The organism is Pararobbsia alpina (genome assembly GCF_965118125.1).
GTDB lineage: Bacteria > Pseudomonadota > Gammaproteobacteria > Burkholderiales > Burkholderiaceae > Pararobbsia > Pararobbsia alpina_A.
In genome coordinates this window covers 2,573,625-2,593,257 of record NZ_OZ221287.1, presented here as the reverse complement: position 1 = coordinate 2,593,257, position 19,633 = coordinate 2,573,625, and the positions used below count along the sequence as shown (strand labels likewise).

The following is a 19,633-nucleotide window of genomic DNA, read 5'->3' as shown; positions in this document are numbered from 1 at the left end:
GACGTGCGGGCTTTTTTATTATCGGGCGGCCCAGAATGCGTTTTGCATGCGAGCGATCTCGTCGTGTAGTTCGGGAAACGGCCCGAAGACCTTGATCGCCTTCTGGCTGTGATCGAACACGGTTCGGCAGGGCAAAGACATGGTCGGGTTCTCGTCGTGGGAACCCGTTGCGGCGAGCAAGTCCTTTTCGTCGGCGCCATAGACGAGGCGTCCGATATTGGCCCAATACATCGTGCCCGAGCACATGCAGCACGGCTCGACGTTCGTATAGAGCGTGCAGCCCCAGAGGAAGTCTTCAGAAAAGTTCGTCGCGGCGGTGCGTGCGAGCACGGATTCCGCATGGTTCACCGTGTCGACGTTGCCTTGCTCGATCAGAACGGTTTCGTGATCGGGCGCAACCAGAATCGCGCCGAACGGGTGATGGCCGAAACGCACGGCACGCTCGGCGATCTCACTCGTGCGCCGCAGATGCCGGATCATCTGTTCATGCGTCGGATCAGCACCGGGCGGGGTGGGTCGTGTCGAAGCAGCGGTCGCGGTCATGATGGCGTGATCGGATGGGCGAAGTCCGCATTGTCCGACGGTTCACGTGTGCTGCGCGCTAGCGGTGCTTATAGTGCGCATCAGCATCGAATACAACGCGCTAAGGCTATCGGTGCGCGATTCGGACGTGGCGAATCAATGCGATAAATAAACGCGGCCAACGAAGCGGACAACGAAGGCGGCCAATAAAAAAGGCAGCGAACCGTGAGGTTGCTGCCTTCTTTGACTGCATCGTTCGCGGGCCTGGCCCGCAAAATCCGATTACTGAATCTTCGCCTTGGTGTGCAGGCTTTGTTCCCAGGCCTGCACTTTTTCCTGCTGCATTTGCTGTGCGAGCTGCGCCTTGACGTCTTCAAACGGCGGCACCTTGACGTCGCGGATATCGTCGAGGCGGATCACGTGCCAGCCGAATTGCGAGTGAACCGGCGTATCGGTGATCTGGCCTTTCTGCAGCTTCTGCGCGGCATCGCCAAACTCAGGCACATAGCTTTGCAGATTTGCCCAGTCGAGGTCGCCACCATGCGCGGCCGAACCCGTGTCCTTCGAGTATTGCTTCGCGAGGTCGTCGAAGTTACCGCCGGCCTTGAGCTTCGCGATGATGTCCTTCGCTTGCTGCTCGTTGTCGACGAGGATGTGGTGCAGGTGATATTCCTTGCCCTGAACCTGCTTGACGGCCTCATCGTACTTCGCGCGAAGTTCGGCGTCGGTCGGCGCGTTGTTCTTGATGTAGTCCTGGATCAGCGCGCGGATCGCCACGCTTTGCGAGGCGAGCGCCATTTGCGCCTTGACGCTCGGGTCATTCGGCACGCCGCGCTTCTCGGCTTCCTGCATCATGATTTCGCGGTTCACGAGCTCTTCGCGAACAGCGGCTTGCAATTGCGGCGAATCCGTCTGGCCCTGGCGGACGAGTTCGGCGACGAGGGCATCGACGCGTGCTTTCGGAATGGGTGTGCCATTCACGACAGCAATGTTTTGCGCGAACGCGGAAGTGGCGGCACCCGCAGCGATGACGACAGCGGCCGTGCTGATCCACAGTCGGACGTTCTTGAAGCTCATGACGTGATTCCTAACGAGGCAGATTGTTGAATTCTTCGGGGGTGTATGCGGCGATCGCGAGGGCATGAATACCATTCTGCATCGCATCGGCCAGCGCATCATACACCAGCCGATGTCGCGCTACGCGCGTCTTGCCCGCGAACGCTTCCGTCACGATCGTGACATTGAAATGGCCTCCGGAAGCCGCGCCGGCATGGCCCGCATGGCGGGCGCCGTCGTCCTCGATCGCGAGGTGCGAGGGGGAGAGCGCAGCCTTCAAACGAGCTTCGATTGCATCGGTCGACATCGAGGGCATGATCACTCCTCCTTGAGATAGCGCGCGAGCCAGAGGCTTTGGGCGATGACGAACACGACCATGCAGCCGATGCCGCCGAACAGCTTGAAATTGACCCAGACGTCGGTCGAGAAGTGATAGAGGATCACAAGGTTCACGACGCCGAGCAGCGCGAAGAAGACGACCCAGGCGAGCGTCAGTTGCGTCCAGACGGGCTCGGGCAACTTGAGTTCCTTGCCCATGGTCGTCTTGAGCAGGTCTTTGCCGAAACCGAAGCGCGAGACGCCGAGTGCGACCGCAAACAGCCAGTACGCCACCGTGGGCTTCCATTTGATGAACAGGTCGTCATGCAGGACGAGCGTCGCGCCGCCGAGCACGACAATGACGATCAGGCTGACCCATTGAAGCGGGTCGACCTTGCGGTGCCGGAAGGCGACCCACGCGATCAGTGCAAGCGAGGAGACGATTGCAATCGCCGTGGCGGTGTAGATATTCGTCAGCTTGTAGGCGACGAAAAACAGAATGATCGGAAAGAAATCGAATAAGAGTTTCATGCGGTGTCCGGTAACGGCTGCCAGATACCGCTGCGCAACGGCCCATCGAGCGAGGCACTGCGTGCCGGGTAGGCACGCAGCATCGGATGTCGGGTGTCGCAAGACTTCGCGCATGCATCATCCCGGGAACGACCCCGGGGCGATGCATGCGTTGCAAGCCGGCCGTCGGCCGGACGTTGCAATCGTTATTTCTGGCTGCCGGGCTCGAATTGTAACGCAGCCGAATTGATGCAATAGCGATCACCCGTGTCGGTCGGTCCGTCCGGGAAGACGTGGCCCAGGTGCGCGTCGCACACCTTGCAGCGCACTTCGACGCGGACCATGCCGTGCGACATGTCGCGATGCTCGTCGATCAGCTCGCCGTTTAGCGGGCGATCGAAGCTCGGCCACCCGCAGCCTGCGTCGAATTTGTTGTCCGATTCGAACAGCGCGGCGCCGCAGCATACGCACTTGTAGACCCCGTTTTCCCAATGGTCCCAGTAGCGACCGGTGAAGGCGCGTTCGGTCGCCGCGTGACGGGTCACCTGATATTCGATATCGGACAGGTCACGTTTGTAGTCGGCGTCGGTCTTGGTCGGTGTGTTGCTCATGGTCGGTCTCTCAAAGTAAGGCATGCTCCTGTTAGTCGGTCGACATGCCCAAACCTTACAAACGGATCTGACAAGCGGGTCTGACAAGCGGGTAGGACACACAGGTCTTGCAAGCCGGTCTTACAAACAGCGCCTGCGAACAGCTTTTGCAAGTGGGGCCTGCAAGCGGGTCTTACAAGTGGGTACTGCAAGCGGATACGGCATCGATGGATCTGTCGCGTCGCTGTGCTTCGTACTTAAGTTTGCTTCGGTCTAAGACGAGCAACTGACCTCGAGCGAACTCGCCCATGTCGGCGGCAACGCGGCGTAGGCCTCGTTGCCGGGTTGTTCGTCGAATGGCTTGCGCAGCACATCGAGCAGTCGCGCGAGCTCGCTGAAATCCTTGTCCTTCGCCGCGCGGATGGCTGTCTCGGCCAGATGATTGCGCAGCACGTACTTGGGGTTCACGCGGTTCATCGCTGTCGCGCGGGCCGCATCGTCTTGCGTCTCGTCCTGCAGGCGGGTGCGGTAGGCGCTTAGCCATGCGTCGATCGCCGCGCGATCGAGAAACAGATCGCGTACCGGCGCATCGGCGTGGGCGCCATCGCGCGCGATCCGCGACAGATTGCGGAACGTCAGCGTGAAGTCCGCGCGATTGTCGTGCATGACCTTGAACAGATCATTGACGAGCGTGGTGTCGCTTTCGCGAACCTCGTGCAAGCCGAGCTTGGCACGCAGCAGCCGGTCGAGCGCACGCGGGAAATGCGTGCGGTATGTCTCGAGCACGCCCTGGGCGGCCTCGACACCGGCTTGACCCTCACCCAGCAGCGGCAGCATGGCCTGCGCGAGGCAGAACAGGTTCCAGTACGCGACCTGCGGCTGCGCCTGGTACGCATAGCGGCCCTGTGCGTCGCTGTGGTTGCAAATGTGGTTCGCATCGAAACCGTCGAGAAAGCCGTAAGGGCCGTAGTCGATGGTCAGGCCGAGGATCGACATATTGTCGGTGTTCATGACGCCATGACAGAAACCCACCGACTGCCAGTGGGCCACCATGACGGCCGTGCGCTCGACGACTTCAGCCAGCATCGCGAGGTACGGGTTCTGCGCGTCGCGGCAGGCCGGGTAGTGCCGGTCGATCACATGGTCGGCAAGCTCACGGATGCGGTCGGGGCGGTCCGCCGCGTACCAATGCTCGAAGTGACCGAAGCGAACGAAGCTCGGCGCCAGGCGCGTGACGACGGCGGCGGTTTCGATTTCCTCACGCCTGACAGGCGCATCGGACCCGGTGACGCAGAGCGCGCGCGTGGTCGGAATGCCGAGGTGGTGCATCGCTTCAGAGCACAGAAACTCGCGGATCGACGAGCGCAGCACGGCGCGTCCGTCGCCCATGCGCGAATACGGCGTGAGCCCGGCGCCCTTGAGTTGAACTTCCTGAACCCCTTCGGGGCCGGCGATCTCGCCGAGCATCAGCGCGCGGCCGTCGCCGAGCTGGCCTGCCCAGACGCCGAACTGGTGTCCGGAGTAGACCGTGGCGATCGGAAGCGACTCAGCGTCCAGTTCGCGGGTCAGATTGCCGGTCATTGTCTCGACAAACCCGTCGCGCTCGAACGCGTCGGGTTCAAGCCCGATCGATGCCGCAGCCTCGCTCGAAAAACCGACGAGATAGGGCGACGGCAACGGCGTGGCCGGCAGTCGTGTGTAGAAGGCGCTGCCGAGGGCACTGAACGAGCCTTCGGAACGCAAATCGAACGGGAGAACTGGAGTGGAGAGCATGGCTTCGGGAAAACGACTATTCATGCGACAACTGGGGACTGGCTATTGTAAGTCGCTTGGCCGGCACGCGCTGGCGCCGCAATTCCAGGGGTTCGGGCCTGTCGACGGGCGCGCGCCTTTCAACGGGCTCACGGAGAGAATAACGATGACGATGCTGACGGAGCGCCCGCAAATGGCCAGCCCGCCGACGGGCGAGATGACGGGCGACATGACGGGCCCGATGACGGGCCAGATGATGGAGATGCCCCTGCTTGTGTCCGAGCTTCTGACGCATGCGGCGCGGCACAACGGTGATACGGAAATCGTGACCCGGCGCGTCGAGGACGGCGCGATTCACCGGTACACATGGCGCGACTGCGAACGGCGCGCACGTCAGCTTGCCCAGGCGCTCGCCCGCCTCGGCGTGCAGGCAGGCGACCGCGTCGGCACGCTCGCCTGGAACACCTATCGGCACCTCGAAGCCTATTACGGCGTATCGGGCAGCGGCGCCGTGGTCCATACCATCAATCCGCGCCTGTTCTGCGAGCAACTGACGTTTATCGTCAACGACGCCCAGGATGGTGTCGTGATGTTCGACGTCACGTTTGCGGGCATTGTGGACCTGCTTGCGCCGCAATGTCCGTCGGTGCGTCACTGGGTCGCGATGACCGACCGCGCATCCATGCCGGAGATGAAGACGCCAGTCGAGTGCTACGAAGATCTCGTGCAGGCCGAGTCGGGCGACTACGCATGGCCGTTGCTCGACGAACGTTCCGCCTGCGGCTTGTGCTACACGTCGGGCACGACGGGGCATCCGAAGGGCGTGCTGTATTCGCATCGCTCCAATGTGCTCCATGCACTCGTCAGTGCGGGCCCGAATGCGCTCGGCATCTCGTCCCGGGAAGTCGTGCTGCCGGTCGTGCCGATGTTTCACGTCAATGCATGGGGGATTCCGTATTCGGGGGCAGCCGCCGGGGCCAAGATGGTGTTGCCGGGCCGCGCACTCGACGGCGCATCGGTCTATGAACTGATCGAAAGCGAGAAGGTGACATTCACCGCCGGCGTGCCGACCGTCTGGCTCGCGCTGCTCAACTATATGGAACAGGCGGGCGTACGGTTCTCGACCTTGAAACGCACGCTCGTGGGCGGCGCCGCGCTGCCGCCCGCGATGCAGGACGCGTTCCAGCAGAAGTACGGTGTTCAGGCGATTCATGGCTGGGGTATGTCGGAGACCTCGCCGATCGTGACGGTCGGTAACCTGACTTCCGGTCTTGCCGAACAGTCGGCCTCCGCGCAGGAGGCGGCGTTGCGCAAGCAGGGCCGCACGCTGTTTGGCGCCGATATCAAGATCGTCGACGAGCACGGCAACGATCTGCCGTGGGATGGCGTGGCGTTTGGCGATTTGTACGCGCGCGGGCACTGGGTCTGCGAGCGGTATTTCAATCACCCGGACTCGGCGCTGCGTGATGGCTGGTTCCCGACCGGCGACGTCGCGACGATCGATCCCGACGGGTATATGCAGATTACGGACCGCAGCAAGGATGTGATCAAGTCGGGCGGCGAGTGGATCAGCTCGATCGACGTCGAGAACATCGCCGTCGCATTCCCCGGCGTGGCCGAGGCGGCATGCATCGCGGCCCACCATGCGAAGTGGGCCGAACGCCCGCTGCTGGTCATCGTGCGCAAGCCGGGTGCGACGGTGACGCGCGAGGAATTGCTCAAGTTCTACGAGGGCAAGGTCGCGAAATGGTGGATTCCCGACGAAGTCGTCTTTGTCGACGAAATTCCCCATACGGCGACGGGCAAGATCCTCAAGTTCAAGCTTCGCGAAAGGTTTGCCGATTACCTCGTCCAGCACGCGGGAGCGTCACAGTAGAAAAACACAATTGAACGATCGTGCTTTTCTCGTTATGCTTGGGTCCATTCGATTGGGCGTTCAGGGAGTGGACCAAGCGGGCGCAGATCCGCCGTCCCCAATCCGAAGCGTGTGTGCGATGCTAGCGTGCCCGCCGACAGCGGCGGGATCAAAGGCCCGTGGGGCATGGAGGAAGACAGATGGCCGTGGCGTATGCGATCCAGGATGGCGTAGCCGTCGTAACGTTTGAAAACCCGCCGGTCAACGGCCTGAACCATGCCACGCGCACCGGCATTGTCGATGCGATCCAGCGCGCGCAAGACGACGCGCAGGTCGTCGCCATCGTGCTGACGGGCGCAGGCTCGGTATTCTCGGGCGGCGCGGACATCACCGAATTCAACAAGCCGGCGGCGATCGCCGAGCCCAATCTCCACACGGTGATCGCGACGGTTGAGGCGAGCAAGAAGCCGATCGTCGCGGCCATCAACAAGCTCGCGATGGGCGGCGGCCTCGAACTCGCGCTCGGCGCGAACTACCGTGTCGCGACACCCGATGCGCAGGTGGCATTGCCCGAGGTCAAGATCGGCTTGCTGCCGGGTGCCGGCGGCACGCAGCGATTGCCTCGCGCGGTCGGTCTCGAGCGCGCGCTCACGATGATCGTCACGGGCGATCCGGTTGCCGCGACCAAGCTCGCGGATGGAAAGCTGTTCGACGCGATCATCGAAGGCGATCTGATCGCCGGCGCCGTGGAATTTGCCCGCAAGGCCGGCGCACAAGGCGCGCTGCCGCGCGTGCGCGATCGCGAGATCGATGCGCCGAACGCCGACGCCGTACTCACGCACGCACGCCAGGAGATTACCGCCATTGCCAAGCGTTTCCCGGCGCCCGGCAAGTGCATCGACGCGGTCGAACACGGCCTGCGCCATGGCTTCGACGCCGGCCTGACTCGCGAGCGCGACGGCTTTATCGCGTTGCTCGATTCGCCTGAAAGCCATGCCTTGCGTCACGCGTTCTTCGGCGAACGCGCTGCCTCGAAAATACCCGATGTGCCGTCGAGCACGCCGTTGCGGACCCTGCGCGAAGTCGGCGTGATCGGCGCGGGCACGATGGGCGGCGGCATCACGATGAATTTCATCAACGCCGGCATTCCCGTGGTGCTCGTCGAGACGAAACAAGAAGCGCTTGATCGCGGCCTTGCGACGATTCGAAAGAACTACGAGCGCAACGTCAAGAATGGCAAGTTGACTGCCGAGCAACTCGAATCGCGCATGGCGCTGATTCGCCCGTCGCTGGCGTTCGACGACCTGAAGACAGCCGATCTGATCATCGAGGCCGTGTTCGAGGAGCTGTCGGTCAAGCAGCAGGTGTTCGAGAAGATCGATGCGATCGCCAAGCCGGGCGCGATCCTGGCCTCCAACACGTCAACGCTGGATCTCGACAAGATCGCCGCATTCACGAAACGTCCCGAAGACGTCGTCGGCATGCACTTCTTCAGCCCGGCGAATGTCATGAAGCTGCTCGAAGTCGTACGCGGCGAGAAGACGGCGAAGGATGTGCTCGCGACTGTCATGGCGCTCGCGAAAAAGATTCGCAAGACGGCGGTCGTGTCGGGTGTGTGCGACGGGTTTATCGGCAACCGCATGGTCGAGCAGTACGTGCGTCAGGCGCTCGAGATGCTCGAGGAGGGCGGGCTGCCCGAGCAGATCGATCGAGCCATCGAGCAGTTCGGTTTTGCGATGGGACCGTTCCGGATGAGTGATCTGGCCGGCAACGATATCGGCTGGGCCATTCGCAAGCGCCGCGCCGTCGAGCATCCGGACATCGTCTATTCGAAGATCGCCGACCGGCTCTGCGAAGCCGGCCGTTTCGGCCAGAAGACCGGCGGCGGCTGGTACGACTATCAGCCGGGCGACCGGAATGCGCATCCGTCGAAGATGGTCGACGACATGATCGTCGCGTATTCGTCCGAGGCGGGCACCGCGCGTCGGACGCTCGAGGATGCCGAAATCGTCGAACGCCTCGTCTTTGCGCTCGTCAACGAAGGCGCGAAGATCCTCGAGGAAGGCATCGCATCAAAGGCGTCGGATATCGACATGGTCTATCTGACGGGCTATGGCTTCCCGTTATTCCGCGGCGGCCCGATGCTTTACGCCGATATGGTCGGGCTCGGTCATGTCAAACAGGCCATGGAGCGGTATGCTGCGGCTACGGGCGACGAATTCTGGTCGAAGCCCGCGCCGCTGCTGACGCGGCTCGCAGGCGAGGGACGCCGCTTCAACGGATGATCGGTTGAGACGGGTGGGCTCGCCGCTGGCGCGTTTCCCGTTTTATTCAGATCAAAGGAGTTCCGATGCGACCGTCGAGCGATGTGTTGCTGGTCGTCGACGTGCAATACGACTTTATGCCCGGAGGCGCGCTTGCCGTGCCTTTTGGCGATGAGGTCGTCGCACCGATCAATCGTCTCGCCGCCAGTTTTTCGCACGTCGTGCTCACGCAGGACTGGCATCCGGCCAATCACGCCTCGTTCGCGATCAGTCATCCGGGCAAGCAGCCGTTTTCGCGTGCGCATATGCCTTATGGCGAACAGGTGCTTTGGCCTCAGCATTGCGTACAGGGCACGCGCGGCGCGGCGCTTCACGATGATCTGTCGATTCCGCATGCGCGGCTCGTGATTCGCAAAGGGCATCACGTGAACGTCGACAGCTATTCGGCGTTTGTCGAAGCGGATCGGAAGACGCCGACGGGACTGACGGGCTATTTGCGGGAGACCGGCGTCAAGCGGGTGTTCTGCTGTGGCCTCGCGACGGATTATTGCGTTGCGTGGACCGCACTCGATGCGCGCGCATGCGGCTTCGAGTCGTATCTGATCGAAGATGCGAGCCGGCCGATCGATCTCGATGGCTCGCTTGAAGCGGCATGGCTTCAACTCACGGATCTCGGCGTCGAGCGTTTGCTCGTCGATGAGGTCATGGGCGAAACGGCAGTCGTCTGAGTGTTCAACGAACCGCGACGACTCGCGACGAACCGTACTTCACACATCGCAGGGGCCGAGTCACGCGTTGTATTCGCGACAGAAACACATCGGACACGTGACCCGGCAACGAACAGGTGAACAGATTGATTCGACATATTGTGATGTGGAAGCTCAAGGAAGAGGCCGAGGGCGGCACGCGTGCGCAGAACGCGCAGAAGATGCGCGCGTTGCTCGAGAACTGCAGCAACGTGGCGCCGGGTACGCATGAATTCCAGGTCGGTATCGCCGCGCCTGGCGAGGAGTCGACCTACGATGTCGTGCTGGTGTCGACGTTCAAGGATGCCGCGGCGCTCAATGCGTATCAGATTCACCCCGAACATGAGAAGGCCAAGGCATTTATCGGCAAGGTCCGCGAGACGCGTCAGTGCGTCGACTATGTGATCGAACTCTGAACTGAACCTGCCGATGACACAGTTTGTTGATTTTCCGGTCCGCAGCCCGTTTATCGATGCGCTCGGACTCAAGCTCGTTCGTGCGGATGAGGGTGTCAGCGAAGTGCGCGTCGCACTCGAGCAGATGCACCTGAATACGTGGGGCGTGGCCCACGGTGGCCTCACGATGACGCTGCTCGACGTGGCGTTGTCGCTGGCTGCGCGCAGTGCGGGCGGCGCGTCGGGCGTCGTGACGGTCGAGCTGAATACGACATTCATGCAACCGGGCAAGGGCGAGCTTCGCGCGCATGGCCGTGTCATGCATCAGTCGAGCACGATGGCGTTCTGCGAAGGCGAGGTCCGCGACGAGACGGGCGCGTTTGTCGCGAAGGCCGTCGGAACGTTTAAATATCTTCGCAAGCTCGCGGTGGGTCGCACGATCGTCGAGCAGCCGCAACCCGGTGGTGATGCGCCTTAGTCACAGATCGGATAACAACACAGACACCGTTTAAGAACGGAGACGGAGACACTCATGGCCGAAATCAATCGTCAGATCGTGCTGGCAGCACGACCCGAAGGCGAGGTTGAACCGACGCACTTCAAACTCGTCGAGACACCGCTTGCACCGCTCACCGATGGTCAGGTCCGCGTGCGCAATCACTACCTCTCGCTCGACCCGTATATGCGCGGGCGCATGAACGAGAGCAAGTCGTACGCCGTGCCGCAGCCGCTCAACGAGGTCATGCTCGGCGGCACAGTGGGTGAAGTGGTCGAGTCGAAAAACGATCGGTTCGCTGTCGGTGACAAGGTTGTCGGGTTCTTCGGCTGGCAGGAGTTCGGCACGTCCGACGGTTCCGCACTGAAGAAGGTCGACACAACGCACGTTCCGTTGTCAGCCTATCTGGGTGCCGTCGGCATGCCGGGCGTCACCGCCTGGTACGGCCTGAACAAAATCATTGCCCCGAAGGCGGGCGATACCGTGGCGGTGAGTTCGGCCGCCGGTGCCGTCGGTGGCGCGGTCGGCCAGCTCGCGAAGGCGCAGGGCTGCCGTGTCATCGGGATCGCTGGCGGTGAGGACAAATGCCGCTACGTCATCGATGAATTGGGCTTCGATGCATGCGTCGACTACAAGAAGAACAATCTGCGCGATGACCTCAAGGCTGCCGCGCCGAAGGGTATCGACGGCTACTTCGAAAACGTCGGCGGTGCGGTACTCGACGCCGTGCTCGCGCGCATGAATGCCTTCGGCCGCATCGCGCTGTGCGGCATGATCGCCGGCTACGACGGCGAGCCGGTGCCGATCAAGCAGCCGCAGCTGTTCCTGGTTTCGCGACTCAAGATGGAAGCCTTCATTGTCAGCGAACACATGGAAGTGTGGCCGGACGCGCTGAAGGATCTCGGCACGCTCGTCGCGCAGAAGAAGCTCAACTATCGTGAGTCGATCGCCGAGGGCATCGAGCGGGCGCCCGAAGCCTTTATCGGATTACTGAAGGGACGCAACTTCGGCAAGCAGCTCGTCAAGCTGATCTGAGGCGAGCGGGGCGGGCCGTTGTCGGGCGTGGGGGCGGATGCCGGATGGGTGACGGCCCATTAGCGACACGTGCCGCCAGGTGCTGCCCCAGTCGACCGCCTGCGGGACGCCGAGGGCCGAGGGCCCAGTGCCCAGTGCCCAGTGCCCAGTGCCCAGTGCCCAGTGCCCAGTGCCCAGTGCAGGATGTCAGACGCCGGATGCCGGCTCCTGTCCGGGCCGCTTTCCGGCGGCGGCACGCGAGCTGGCCTATACTGTCGGGTTGGCGCGCATTGCGCATGCTTTGATCGACTGGTATGACTTCAACCCTCCGGCCAAGCCCCCGGCGCATTTCCGTTGCGCCGATGATGGACTGGACCGACCGGCATTGCCGGTATTTTCACCGCCTGATTTCGCGGCACACCTGGCTGTACACCGAGATGGTGACCACCGGTGCGCTGCTGCACGGCGACGTGCCCCGACACCTGGACTTCAACGATCAGGAACATCCGGTCGCGCTCCAGCTGGGTGGCAGCGAGCCATCCGATCTTGCCAAATGCGCGACGCTTGCCGAGCAATGGGGATATGACGAGGTCAATCTCAATTGCGGTTGTCCTTCCGAGCGCGTTCAGCGCGGCGCGTTTGGCGCTTGCCTGATGGCGGAGCCAAAACTGGTTGCGGACTGCGTCAAGGCGATGCGTGACGTTGTGTCGATTCCGGTCACGGTCAAGCATCGCATCGGGATCGACGACGTCAGCGAATACGGCTTTGTGCGCGACTTTGTCGGCACGATTGCCGACGCGGGCTGCGATGTCTTTATCGTGCATGCGCGCAACGCCATCCTCAAGGGCCTGAGCCCGAAAGAGAATCGCGAGATCCCGCCGCTCAAGTACGAGTTTGCGTATCAGCTCAAGCGCGATTTCCCGGCGCTCGAAATCTCGATCAACGGCGGGATCCAGTCGCTCGACGAAGCGGAAGAACATCTCAAGCACGTCGACGGCGTGATGCTGGGCCGCGAGGCGTATCACAACCCGTGGGTGCTCGCCGATGTCGACCATCGTTTTTACGGCGCGGCCGTGTCGACGTTGACGCGCTCCGATATTGAAGCGGGGATGGCCGACTACGCCGCGAAGGAACTGGCGGCCGGGCACTACCTCGGCGCACTCACGCGGCATATGCTTGGCCTCCACAAGGGCGAAGCAGGAGCGCGTGGCTGGCGACGCACGCTCTCTGACAGCAAGCGCTTGTCGAAGGGCGACCTGTCGATTTTCGACGAGGCACGCCGTTACCTCACGGACGAAGTTGCGGCGTAAGCGGCGTGGTGAGGTGGGTGTTGAGGTGCGTGACGCGGTGCACGAGGTGGTTCTGATGTTCGGTGAATCGAAAAAATTTAAGGTTCATTGAAAAGAGCACTAGCAAAACCCCAAACGAGTTTGTATAATCGCTTTCTCTTTGACGAGCCGCACAGGCGAAATCAAGGAATTGTCGGACAGTGGTGGCCGTAGCTCAGTTGGTAGAGTCCTGGATTGTGATTCCAGTCGTCGTGGGTTCGAGTCCCATCGGTCACCCCACTTGATACTGTTCGATGCAAGCTTGATCTGTCGCAGATGGATCAGCGAAAACGAAACCTCGCTTATGCGAGGTTTTTTTTCGTCCTGCGAATCTGCTACGTGCACGCGTACGGATCAGTAAATTTGTACGTGTTTCTGCCGTTAACGCATTCAATAGTGAAGATCTGGAAGCAGCTGTGCGGAGCCGTCGTCTGAGTGCATCGCATGTATCGCATATGGCGCAGGCGTTGAACGTCATGCATCGATGCACATGCATTCGGCTGCCACCGTTCGATTGCAAACCAGTGGCACCTTTTATTGAATGCCATGCCGCGGAAAGCGTCGCCTACCGCGTTCGGCATACGCTCGAGTCATGAACGAACCCACCGAATCGGTGTTGGCCGACCGCCTGCGACTGCTCGTACAGACAGTCCAGCGCAACGAAACGACGCTCAAGCGCTTCCAGCACATTGAGCTCGCGCTGATCAGCGCGCAGACACTGACCGAGTATTTCGACACTTTGTTCGGCCGGCTACCGGTTGACTTTGCGCTCTCCTGGGTCGGTCTGTGGCTCGATGAAAATTCCAAAGTGGTCGGCGAGCTGCTCGGCCAGGACGCCATGCGCGAAGCGGCGAGCGAGTATCTCCAGCTCGGCACCCGGCACGATCCCGATCTCGTCGAGGCGCTCGACAACGGACAGCCCTGGCTCGGCATGCCCGATCACGGCAATCTGGGCGGCACGCTGTTGTCGATGTTCGGCGCCATCACCGTCGAAAGCATGATCGTGTTGCCTTTGTTGAGCAAAGACGTGCCGGTGGGCTTCCTCTGTCTGGCAAGCGAAGATCCGGACCGCTTCGCGCAAGGCATGGCGACGGACCTGCTCGAGCGCTTTTCGACGATTGCGGCGGCCAGCCTCGACAACGTCGCGCACCGCGAACGTCTCAAACGTATCGGCCTGACGGACCCGCTTACGGATCTCGCGAATCGTCGCTACTTTGACGAACGCTTGCGCGAAGAGATCACGCGAACCGCGCGTCATGGTTCGCCGCTCGCCTGTGTGTTCTTCGATATCGATCACTTCAAGCACATCAACGACCTGCACGGACACGCCGCCGGCGATCGCGCACTGGTGGCCGTCGCACGCGCTGCACGTCGACAGATGCGCCTGGCCGATACGCTCGCACGCTATGGCGGTGAAGAGTTCGCGGGGCTGCTGCTTCAGGCCGACCGCGTCGGCGCACTCGCGGTCGCGGAGCGGATCCGCAAGGCCGTCAACGAACTCGATGTGCTCGATGACAACGGCGGTCGCATGGCACTGACCGTGTCAGTCGGGATTGCACTGCTGCGATTTGCCGACGCGACAAATCCGATGAGCAGTGCCGTCGCGCTCGTTGCCGCCGCCGATCGGGCGATGTACCTGGCCAAGCACAATGGCCGCAATTGCGTCGAAATCGTCGATATCGAACCGTAAGCGCGGACGACGCATTCAACGTCGTCATAGGCATGGCACTTCGAATGCATAGCACTTCGAACGCGTGGCACTTCGCACGCACCGGACTCCGGATACACGATGCATCGCGTACCGGGTACCGCTTGCGCTCGCCATCCTGACTCAAGGCCGCGTGGCTTAGTAGACCGTGAGCCGATCGGGATTCACGTTGCTCACATGAGCCGATACGATTTTCCAGCCTTCCGGAAACCGGACCCACGTTTGCGACTGTCGGCCGATCAAGGTCGTATCGGGCGCCATGAACTGCGTGCAGGCGCTCGCGGTATCGGCGTTGTACGCAGTAATCGTCGTGTCGCGCAGGCGGCGCTGAGGGTGGACGGGCGCCGCGTCGGCACGAAACGCGCGGATCGAGTCGATGCCATGCGAGTGCTCGGCGACACCGTAACGAATCGTATGCGGGCTGTCCCAGAAGAAGTTGCACAAGGCCGCGTTGTCGTGGCCGACAAGGGCCGCTTCGTACGCATCGAAGACCGCGCGCACTTCGGCGGCGACCTTCGCAAGATCGACGTCGCCCGCATGGGTCGAGCGGTCGGACGACGCAACGGTTTCGACCGGTGCATTCATGAACGAGTCTCCAGCTCAAGGGTCACAGGCAGCAGCGTCGACAGCGGCGCTGTCCAGCAGACGATGCCGCCTTGCGAGCGCAGCATCTCAAGCGTCTGCGTGTGGAAATGGGGGAAATAGCTCGCCGCCGCATCTTCGACGAGCAGACATTCGTAGCCCCGATCGTTTGCTTCGCGCAGCGTCGTCTGCACGCACACTTCGGTCGTCACGCCGCACACGATCAGGCGCTTGATGCCTTGTGCCTCGAGCATGGCGCCGAGCGTCGTCGCATAGAAAGCGCCTTTGCCCGGCTTGTCGACCACGAGTTCCCCGGGCAGCGGTGCGACTTGCGGCACGATCTGATTGCCAGGTTCACCGCGTACCAGCAGGCGTCCCATGGGTCCCGGATCGCCGATGCGAATCTTCGGGTTACCGCGCAGGCGCTTTGCCGGCGGACAGTCCGACAAGTCCGGCAGATGCGCCTCGCGCGTATGCACGATCGTGAGCCCGAGCGCGCGGCCCCACGCGAGCAATGAAGCGACTTTGGGCACGATCGCGGCGACATGGCGGATATCGTTGCCGAGCGTCGCACCGAACCCGCCGGGCTCGATAAAGTCGCGCTGCATGTCGATCGATACGATGGCCGTCGACTCGGGGTCGAACCGGAATGCGTAAGGCTGGGCATCGATGGTGATCATGGCGTGGCTCCTATGAGGTTGCCGGGCCTCACAACGACCCGGGGACTGCACTTGACGCTTCAGCCGAGCGAGCGAAGCAATGCCGTGGAATCGGACACCGTACCGAATACGCCGCCTTGCATCTTGACCATATGTAGCGCCGCCGCGTGGTTCGACGGATCGGTCGCCGCGCAGCAGTCGGCGAGCAGCAGGCACTCGAAGCCGCGATCGTTGGCCTCGCGCATCGTCGTGTGCACGCAGACGTCGGTCGTGATGCCGCTCAAAATCAGATTGCGAATGCCCTTGGTTCGCAGGATCAGTTCAAGGTCCGTGGCACAGAACGATCCCTTGCCGGGCTTGTCGAGCACGATCTCGGTGTCGAGCGGGGCGAGCTCGGGGATGATCTCCCAGCCGGGCTCGCCGCGCACGAGGATCTTCCCGCAGGGCCCCGCGTCGCCGATCCCCGCGCCAATGCGGCGCGACCGCCAGCGCTTGTTGTCCGGCAGGTCCGACAAGTCCGGCCGATGGCCTTCGCGTGTGTGAATGATCGTGAAGCCCAATGCGCGCATGCGCGTGAGCACGCTGCGGATCGGTTCGATGGGGGCGCGCGTCAGTGCGATGTCGTAGCCCATCGAGTCGACGTACCCGCCGACACCGCAAAAATCCGTCTGCATGTCGATCACGATCAGCGCCGTGTCGTCGGGCGAGAACGCTCCGTCGTACGGCCAGGCGTAGGGGTCGGCTATGACAGAGGCGAGGGGCATCGACAACACTCCTTCTTCTAAGAATTGAGAACGGAAAACTGCAGGATGGAGCGCAGACCTGCGACCAGATGTATCGCGTAACCAGGCGCAGGCGATCGCATGCCGCATCTTGGTGCGAAATTTGTGTACAAGATGGCGCGCATCGCGATGCAAGGCATATGCCAATCGCGTGTATGCGAAGTCAGGAAGGCTTGGGAAGGTGCGGCGAACGGCCGCAAAAGTCATGCTGCGCGGGGACGTCGGGCAAACGCGCGACTTAACAGAGGCGCGTCTGCAGACCGAGAGAGCGGGCGGAAGTGATCAGGACCGAACGCGCGGCTGGCATCTCGTGGTGCCCGTCGCGTGACCGATTGGTGCTGCGCGCACTGCAAAGGCGCAGACGTGCTACGAATCTATGGGGCGATGTTACGTGACGTCGGCGTCTGAACGTCACGAGACCTGCGGCACGAGGCGGGCACGCTCACGTTCAATAGACAGATCCAGCAAACGCGAGACTTCAGACAGATTGCCGACCATCACCGTGCGCGATGGCGTCGAATAGATGCGCACCGGATTCTGCGTGACAGGCAACGCGCCACGGCGCGACGAGACCCGGGCAAACGCGGGCGTCGTGGTCGGCAACGGCGACGCCGCGAGCGAAGCCGATTCCGCCCCTGTCGCTGCGTGTGCGCCGCGCAGGGGCGCACTGGCCTTCGCTGACCTGCCGCTGGTCGAGTACACCGGAGTCACCGAGCGGACGGCCGCCTGGACGGCCGCCCGTGCAGCACCCGCGCGGGCCGCAGCGGCGCGTGCGGTGGCAACGCGCTGTGCCTGACCGGTCGTGCGGATGCAAGTCTGAACGAGCGAGCGAACAATGGACTGCATCAACCGGGTGCTGCGCACCATGCGCGACGAGGTCGGCGAGTGTTTGGCTTGCGTGGTGGTATGCATGGTCATTGCCCTTCGCTCAGTTTCAAAAGAGACGACTTCGCCCAGGCCGTCGCGCAAAGCGCGACAGCCTATGTGGCCAGCTGTCAGTACGGGGTTAGAAGCGGGTCAAAAACGCGTCAGAAATCTCCCGACCGAATCAACCCGACCGCAATGCCCTCAAGTTCAAAGTCGTCGCGTCCCGCGGCAACCATGATGGAAGGGAAATCGGGGTTTTCGGCCACGAGTTCAATGCCGCTCGGATGGCGGCGGAAGCGCTTGACGGTCACGTCGTCGCCGAGTCGAGCGACAACGACTTGCCCGTCACGTGCCTCGTTCTTGCGCTGCACGGCCAGCAAATCGCCATCGAAGATCCCCGCATCGCGCATCGACATCCCCCGAACCTTGAGCAGGTAGTCGGGTGTCGCGCTGAACAGAGACGGATCGACGGCAAAGTGTTGCTGAACATGCTCCTGAGCGAGGATCGGACTGCCTGCTGCGACGCGGCCGACCAGCGGCAGCGACAGCTGCTGGATCGCCGGGTGCGGCAGCGTGAACTGGTGCGGGCTGTCGAAATCGTCGAGCGCTTCGGGCTTGATCCGGATGCCGCGCGAAGCGCCAGCCGCGAGCTCAAGCACGCCCTTGCGGGCGAGTGCGCGCAGATGTTCTTCCGCGGAATTCGCTGAACTGAAGCCGAGCTCAGCGGCAATCTCGGCGCGTGTCGGCGGAAAGCCCGACCGCTCGATCGTGCGGCGTACGAGATCGAATACCTGCTGTTGTCGTGCGGTTAATTTGACCATGGTGTCAATGAAAGCACTGCAAAGCACACCGCGCGACTGCCCCAGACCACGTTGACGCAAGGCACGACACGGCACTGTATGGATGAACAGATGGCTGTAGTTTTATACAGTGTCGAAAACAATTCAAGCTTTCTCTGCGAAAACCACGATAATTTTTTCTATAGACGTAATTAGTTATAAAAGAATAAGTATTAATTCGTTTTGGCTATGTAAGTCACTCGATACACTCGGCGCTCGATCTCATAACCATAAGAGGGTGTCGATGGTGGCTTCGCTGGGGCAGCAGCTGCGACGGACGTCGCAAGGTTTGACGGGGCAGCGGACAATCCGCGCGACAGTGAAGGCATGGGCCGCAAAGCATGCGGCAGCGTTGCTCGTCGCGTCTTGCGGGGTGTTGACCACCGCCGCGGCGATCCCTGCGCATGCCGACACCACGCTGCTCAACGTGTCGTACGACCCGACGCGCGAGCTCTATCAGGAATACAACCAGGCTTTCGCCAAGCACTGGAAGCAGACGACGGGCGAGACGGTCAGCTTTCGCCAATCGCACGGCGGTTCGGGCGCGCAGGCGCGGTCGGTTGTCGATGGCTTGCAAGCCGACGTTGTGACGTTGGCTTTGGCCTATGACATCGACGCGATCGCCGCGAAGGGTTCGATCGATCCGGGTTGGCAAAAGAAGCTGCCCGACAATGCATCGCCATACACCTCGACCATCGTGTTTCTCGTGCGCAAGGGCAACCCGAAGCACATCAAGGACTGGGACGATCTCGTGAAGCCCGGTGTGTCGATCGTCACGCCGAATCCGAAGACGTCCGGCGGCGCGCGCTGGAACTATCTGGCTGCGTGGGCGTATGCGGAGCACAAGCCGGGTGGCAATGCCGACACGGCGAAGCAGTTCGTGACCGCGCTCTACAAGAACGCGGGCGTGCTCGATTCGGGCGCACGCGGCGCCACGACAAGCTTCGTCCAGCGCGATATCGGCGACGTGCTGATCGCCTGGGAAAACGAAGCGTTCCTGTCCCTCAAGGAATTCGGACCGGACAAGTTCGAGATCGTCGTACCGTCGGCAAGCATCCTTGCCGAACCGCCGGTTGCCGTTGTCGACAAGGTCGTCGACAAGCACGGCACGCGCAAGGTCGCCGAGGCGTACCTGCAGTATCTCTATAGCGAGGAAGGGCAGGAAATCGCTGCGCGCAATTTCTATCGTCCGCGCTCCGACAAGGTGCCGGCCGAGCTCACCAAGCAGTTTCCGAAGCTCAAGCTCTACACCGTCGACGACACCTTTGGTGGCTGGGCCAACGCGCAGAAGGTCCATTTCGCGGATGGTGGCGTGTTTGATTCGATCTACCAGACCAAGTAAGACGCATC

The 19,633-nt window shown here is 62.1% G+C and carries 20 protein-coding genes and 1 tRNA gene; 10 read left to right on the top strand and 11 right to left on the bottom strand.

What is annotated here, in order from left to right; genetic code table 11:
- Positions 1–18: 18 nt before the first annotated feature.
- The 6 genes from ACMFWR_RS11285 to ACMFWR_RS11260 all read right to left on the bottom strand — a co-directional run bounded on the left by ACMFWR_RS11285 (position 19) and on the right by ACMFWR_RS11260 (position 4,769).
- Positions 19–543 (bottom strand): nucleoside deaminase, encoded by a 525-nt coding sequence (locus ACMFWR_RS11285; RefSeq protein WP_413191766.1) that lies wholly within the window; start codon positions 541–543, stop codon positions 19–21.
- 261 nt (positions 544–804) lie between these two features.
- On the bottom strand, positions 805–1,599 hold the full coding sequence (locus ACMFWR_RS11280; RefSeq protein ID WP_413191765.1) for a peptidylprolyl isomerase: 795 nt from the start codon (positions 1,597–1,599) through the stop codon (positions 805–807).
- A gap of 10 nt (positions 1,600–1,609) precedes the next feature.
- The gene (locus tag ACMFWR_RS11275) at positions 1,610–1,894 is read right to left on the bottom strand and encodes a BolA family protein (protein ID WP_413191764.1); all 285 of its coding nucleotides are present in this window, start codon (positions 1,892–1,894) and stop codon (positions 1,610–1,612) included.
- Positions 1,895–1,896: 2 nt separating this feature from the next.
- Positions 1,897–2,427 carry a septation protein A gene (locus ACMFWR_RS11270; protein WP_413191763.1) on the bottom strand — a complete coding sequence of 177 codons (531 nt, stop codon included), beginning with the start codon at positions 2,425–2,427 and terminating at the stop codon, positions 1,897–1,899.
- Positions 2,428–2,612: 185 nt separating this feature from the next.
- On the bottom strand, positions 2,613–3,017 hold the full coding sequence (msrB, locus tag ACMFWR_RS11265; RefSeq protein WP_413191762.1) for a peptide-methionine (R)-S-oxide reductase MsrB: 405 nt from the start codon (positions 3,015–3,017) through the stop codon (positions 2,613–2,615).
- A gap of 252 nt (positions 3,018–3,269) precedes the next feature.
- Complete coding sequence (locus ACMFWR_RS11260) at positions 3,270–4,769, bottom strand: protein adenylyltransferase SelO (protein WP_413194853.1); 1,500 nt, start codon at positions 4,767–4,769, stop codon at positions 3,270–3,272.
- 208 nt (positions 4,770–4,977) lie between these two features.
- Here ACMFWR_RS11260 and ACMFWR_RS11255 point away from each other — a divergent pair, with 208 nt between their 5' ends.
- The 9 genes from ACMFWR_RS11255 to ACMFWR_RS11215 all read left to right on the top strand — a co-directional run bounded on the left by ACMFWR_RS11255 (position 4,978) and on the right by ACMFWR_RS11215 (position 14,536).
- Entirely contained in the window at positions 4,978–6,624 is a 1,647-nt protein-coding gene (locus ACMFWR_RS11255) for a 3-(methylthio)propionyl-CoA ligase (RefSeq protein ID WP_413194852.1), read from the top strand.
- A 179-nt stretch (positions 6,625–6,803) separates the two neighbouring features.
- A complete protein-coding gene (locus ACMFWR_RS11250; protein ID WP_413191761.1) occupies positions 6,804–8,888 on the top strand; it encodes a 3-hydroxyacyl-CoA dehydrogenase NAD-binding domain-containing protein in 2,085 nt (694 codons plus the stop codon).
- A 65-nt stretch (positions 8,889–8,953) separates the two neighbouring features.
- Positions 8,954–9,595, top strand: coding sequence for a bifunctional nicotinamidase/pyrazinamidase (pncA, locus tag ACMFWR_RS11245; RefSeq protein ID WP_413191760.1), 642 nt, complete (start codon positions 8,954–8,956; stop codon positions 9,593–9,595).
- 125 nt (positions 9,596–9,720) lie between these two features.
- Positions 9,721–10,029 carry a Dabb family protein gene (locus ACMFWR_RS11240; protein WP_413191759.1) on the top strand — a complete coding sequence of 103 codons (309 nt, stop codon included), beginning with the start codon at positions 9,721–9,723 and terminating at the stop codon, positions 10,027–10,029.
- Positions 10,030–10,042: 13 nt separating this feature from the next.
- Complete coding sequence (locus tag ACMFWR_RS11235) at positions 10,043–10,486, top strand: PaaI family thioesterase (RefSeq protein ID WP_413191758.1); 444 nt, start codon at positions 10,043–10,045, stop codon at positions 10,484–10,486.
- Positions 10,487–10,540: 54 nt separating this feature from the next.
- Complete coding sequence (locus ACMFWR_RS11230; protein WP_413191757.1) at positions 10,541–11,539, top strand: NADP-dependent oxidoreductase; 999 nt, start codon at positions 10,541–10,543, stop codon at positions 11,537–11,539.
- Between the two features lie 293 nt (positions 11,540–11,832).
- Complete coding sequence (gene dusA, locus ACMFWR_RS11225; RefSeq protein ID WP_413191756.1) at positions 11,833–12,828, top strand: tRNA dihydrouridine(20/20a) synthase DusA; 996 nt, start codon at positions 11,833–11,835, stop codon at positions 12,826–12,828.
- 182 nt (positions 12,829–13,010) lie between these two features.
- Positions 13,011–13,086, top strand: a tRNA-His gene (locus tag ACMFWR_RS11220).
- Positions 13,087–13,438: 352 nt separating this feature from the next.
- Positions 13,439–14,536: a DUF484 family protein gene (locus ACMFWR_RS11215; protein ID WP_413191755.1), complete on the top strand. Its 1,098-nt coding sequence runs from the start codon at positions 13,439–13,441 to the stop codon at positions 14,534–14,536.
- Positions 14,537–14,692: 156 nt separating this feature from the next.
- On the opposite strand, the gene hpxZ is transcribed toward ACMFWR_RS11215, so the two are convergent.
- The 5 genes from hpxZ to lexA all read right to left on the bottom strand — a co-directional run bounded on the left by hpxZ (position 14,693) and on the right by lexA (position 18,265).
- A complete protein-coding gene (hpxZ, locus tag ACMFWR_RS11210; protein ID WP_413191754.1) occupies positions 14,693–15,139 on the bottom strand; it encodes an oxalurate catabolism protein HpxZ in 447 nt (148 codons plus the stop codon).
- The gene (locus tag ACMFWR_RS11205; protein ID WP_413191753.1) at positions 15,136–15,816 is read right to left on the bottom strand and encodes a cysteine hydrolase family protein; all 681 of its coding nucleotides are present in this window, start codon (positions 15,814–15,816) and stop codon (positions 15,136–15,138) included. Before ACMFWR_RS11205 ends, hpxZ begins: the two co-directional genes overlap by 4 nt.
- A gap of 59 nt (positions 15,817–15,875) precedes the next feature.
- Positions 15,876–16,559 (bottom strand): cysteine hydrolase family protein, encoded by a 684-nt coding sequence (locus ACMFWR_RS11200; protein ID WP_413191752.1) that lies wholly within the window; start codon positions 16,557–16,559, stop codon positions 15,876–15,878.
- Between the two features lie 429 nt (positions 16,560–16,988).
- Positions 16,989–17,495 (bottom strand): hypothetical protein, encoded by a 507-nt coding sequence (locus tag ACMFWR_RS11195; protein WP_413191751.1) that lies wholly within the window; start codon positions 17,493–17,495, stop codon positions 16,989–16,991.
- A gap of 110 nt (positions 17,496–17,605) precedes the next feature.
- A complete protein-coding gene (gene lexA, locus ACMFWR_RS11190) occupies positions 17,606–18,265 on the bottom strand; it encodes a transcriptional repressor LexA (protein ID WP_413191750.1) in 660 nt (219 codons plus the stop codon).
- 262 nt (positions 18,266–18,527) lie between these two features.
- Here lexA and ACMFWR_RS11185 point away from each other — a divergent pair, with 262 nt between their 5' ends.
- Entirely contained in the window at positions 18,528–19,625 is a 1,098-nt protein-coding gene (locus tag ACMFWR_RS11185; protein WP_413191749.1) for a sulfate ABC transporter substrate-binding protein, read from the top strand.
- Positions 19,626–19,633 lie beyond the last annotated feature (8 nt).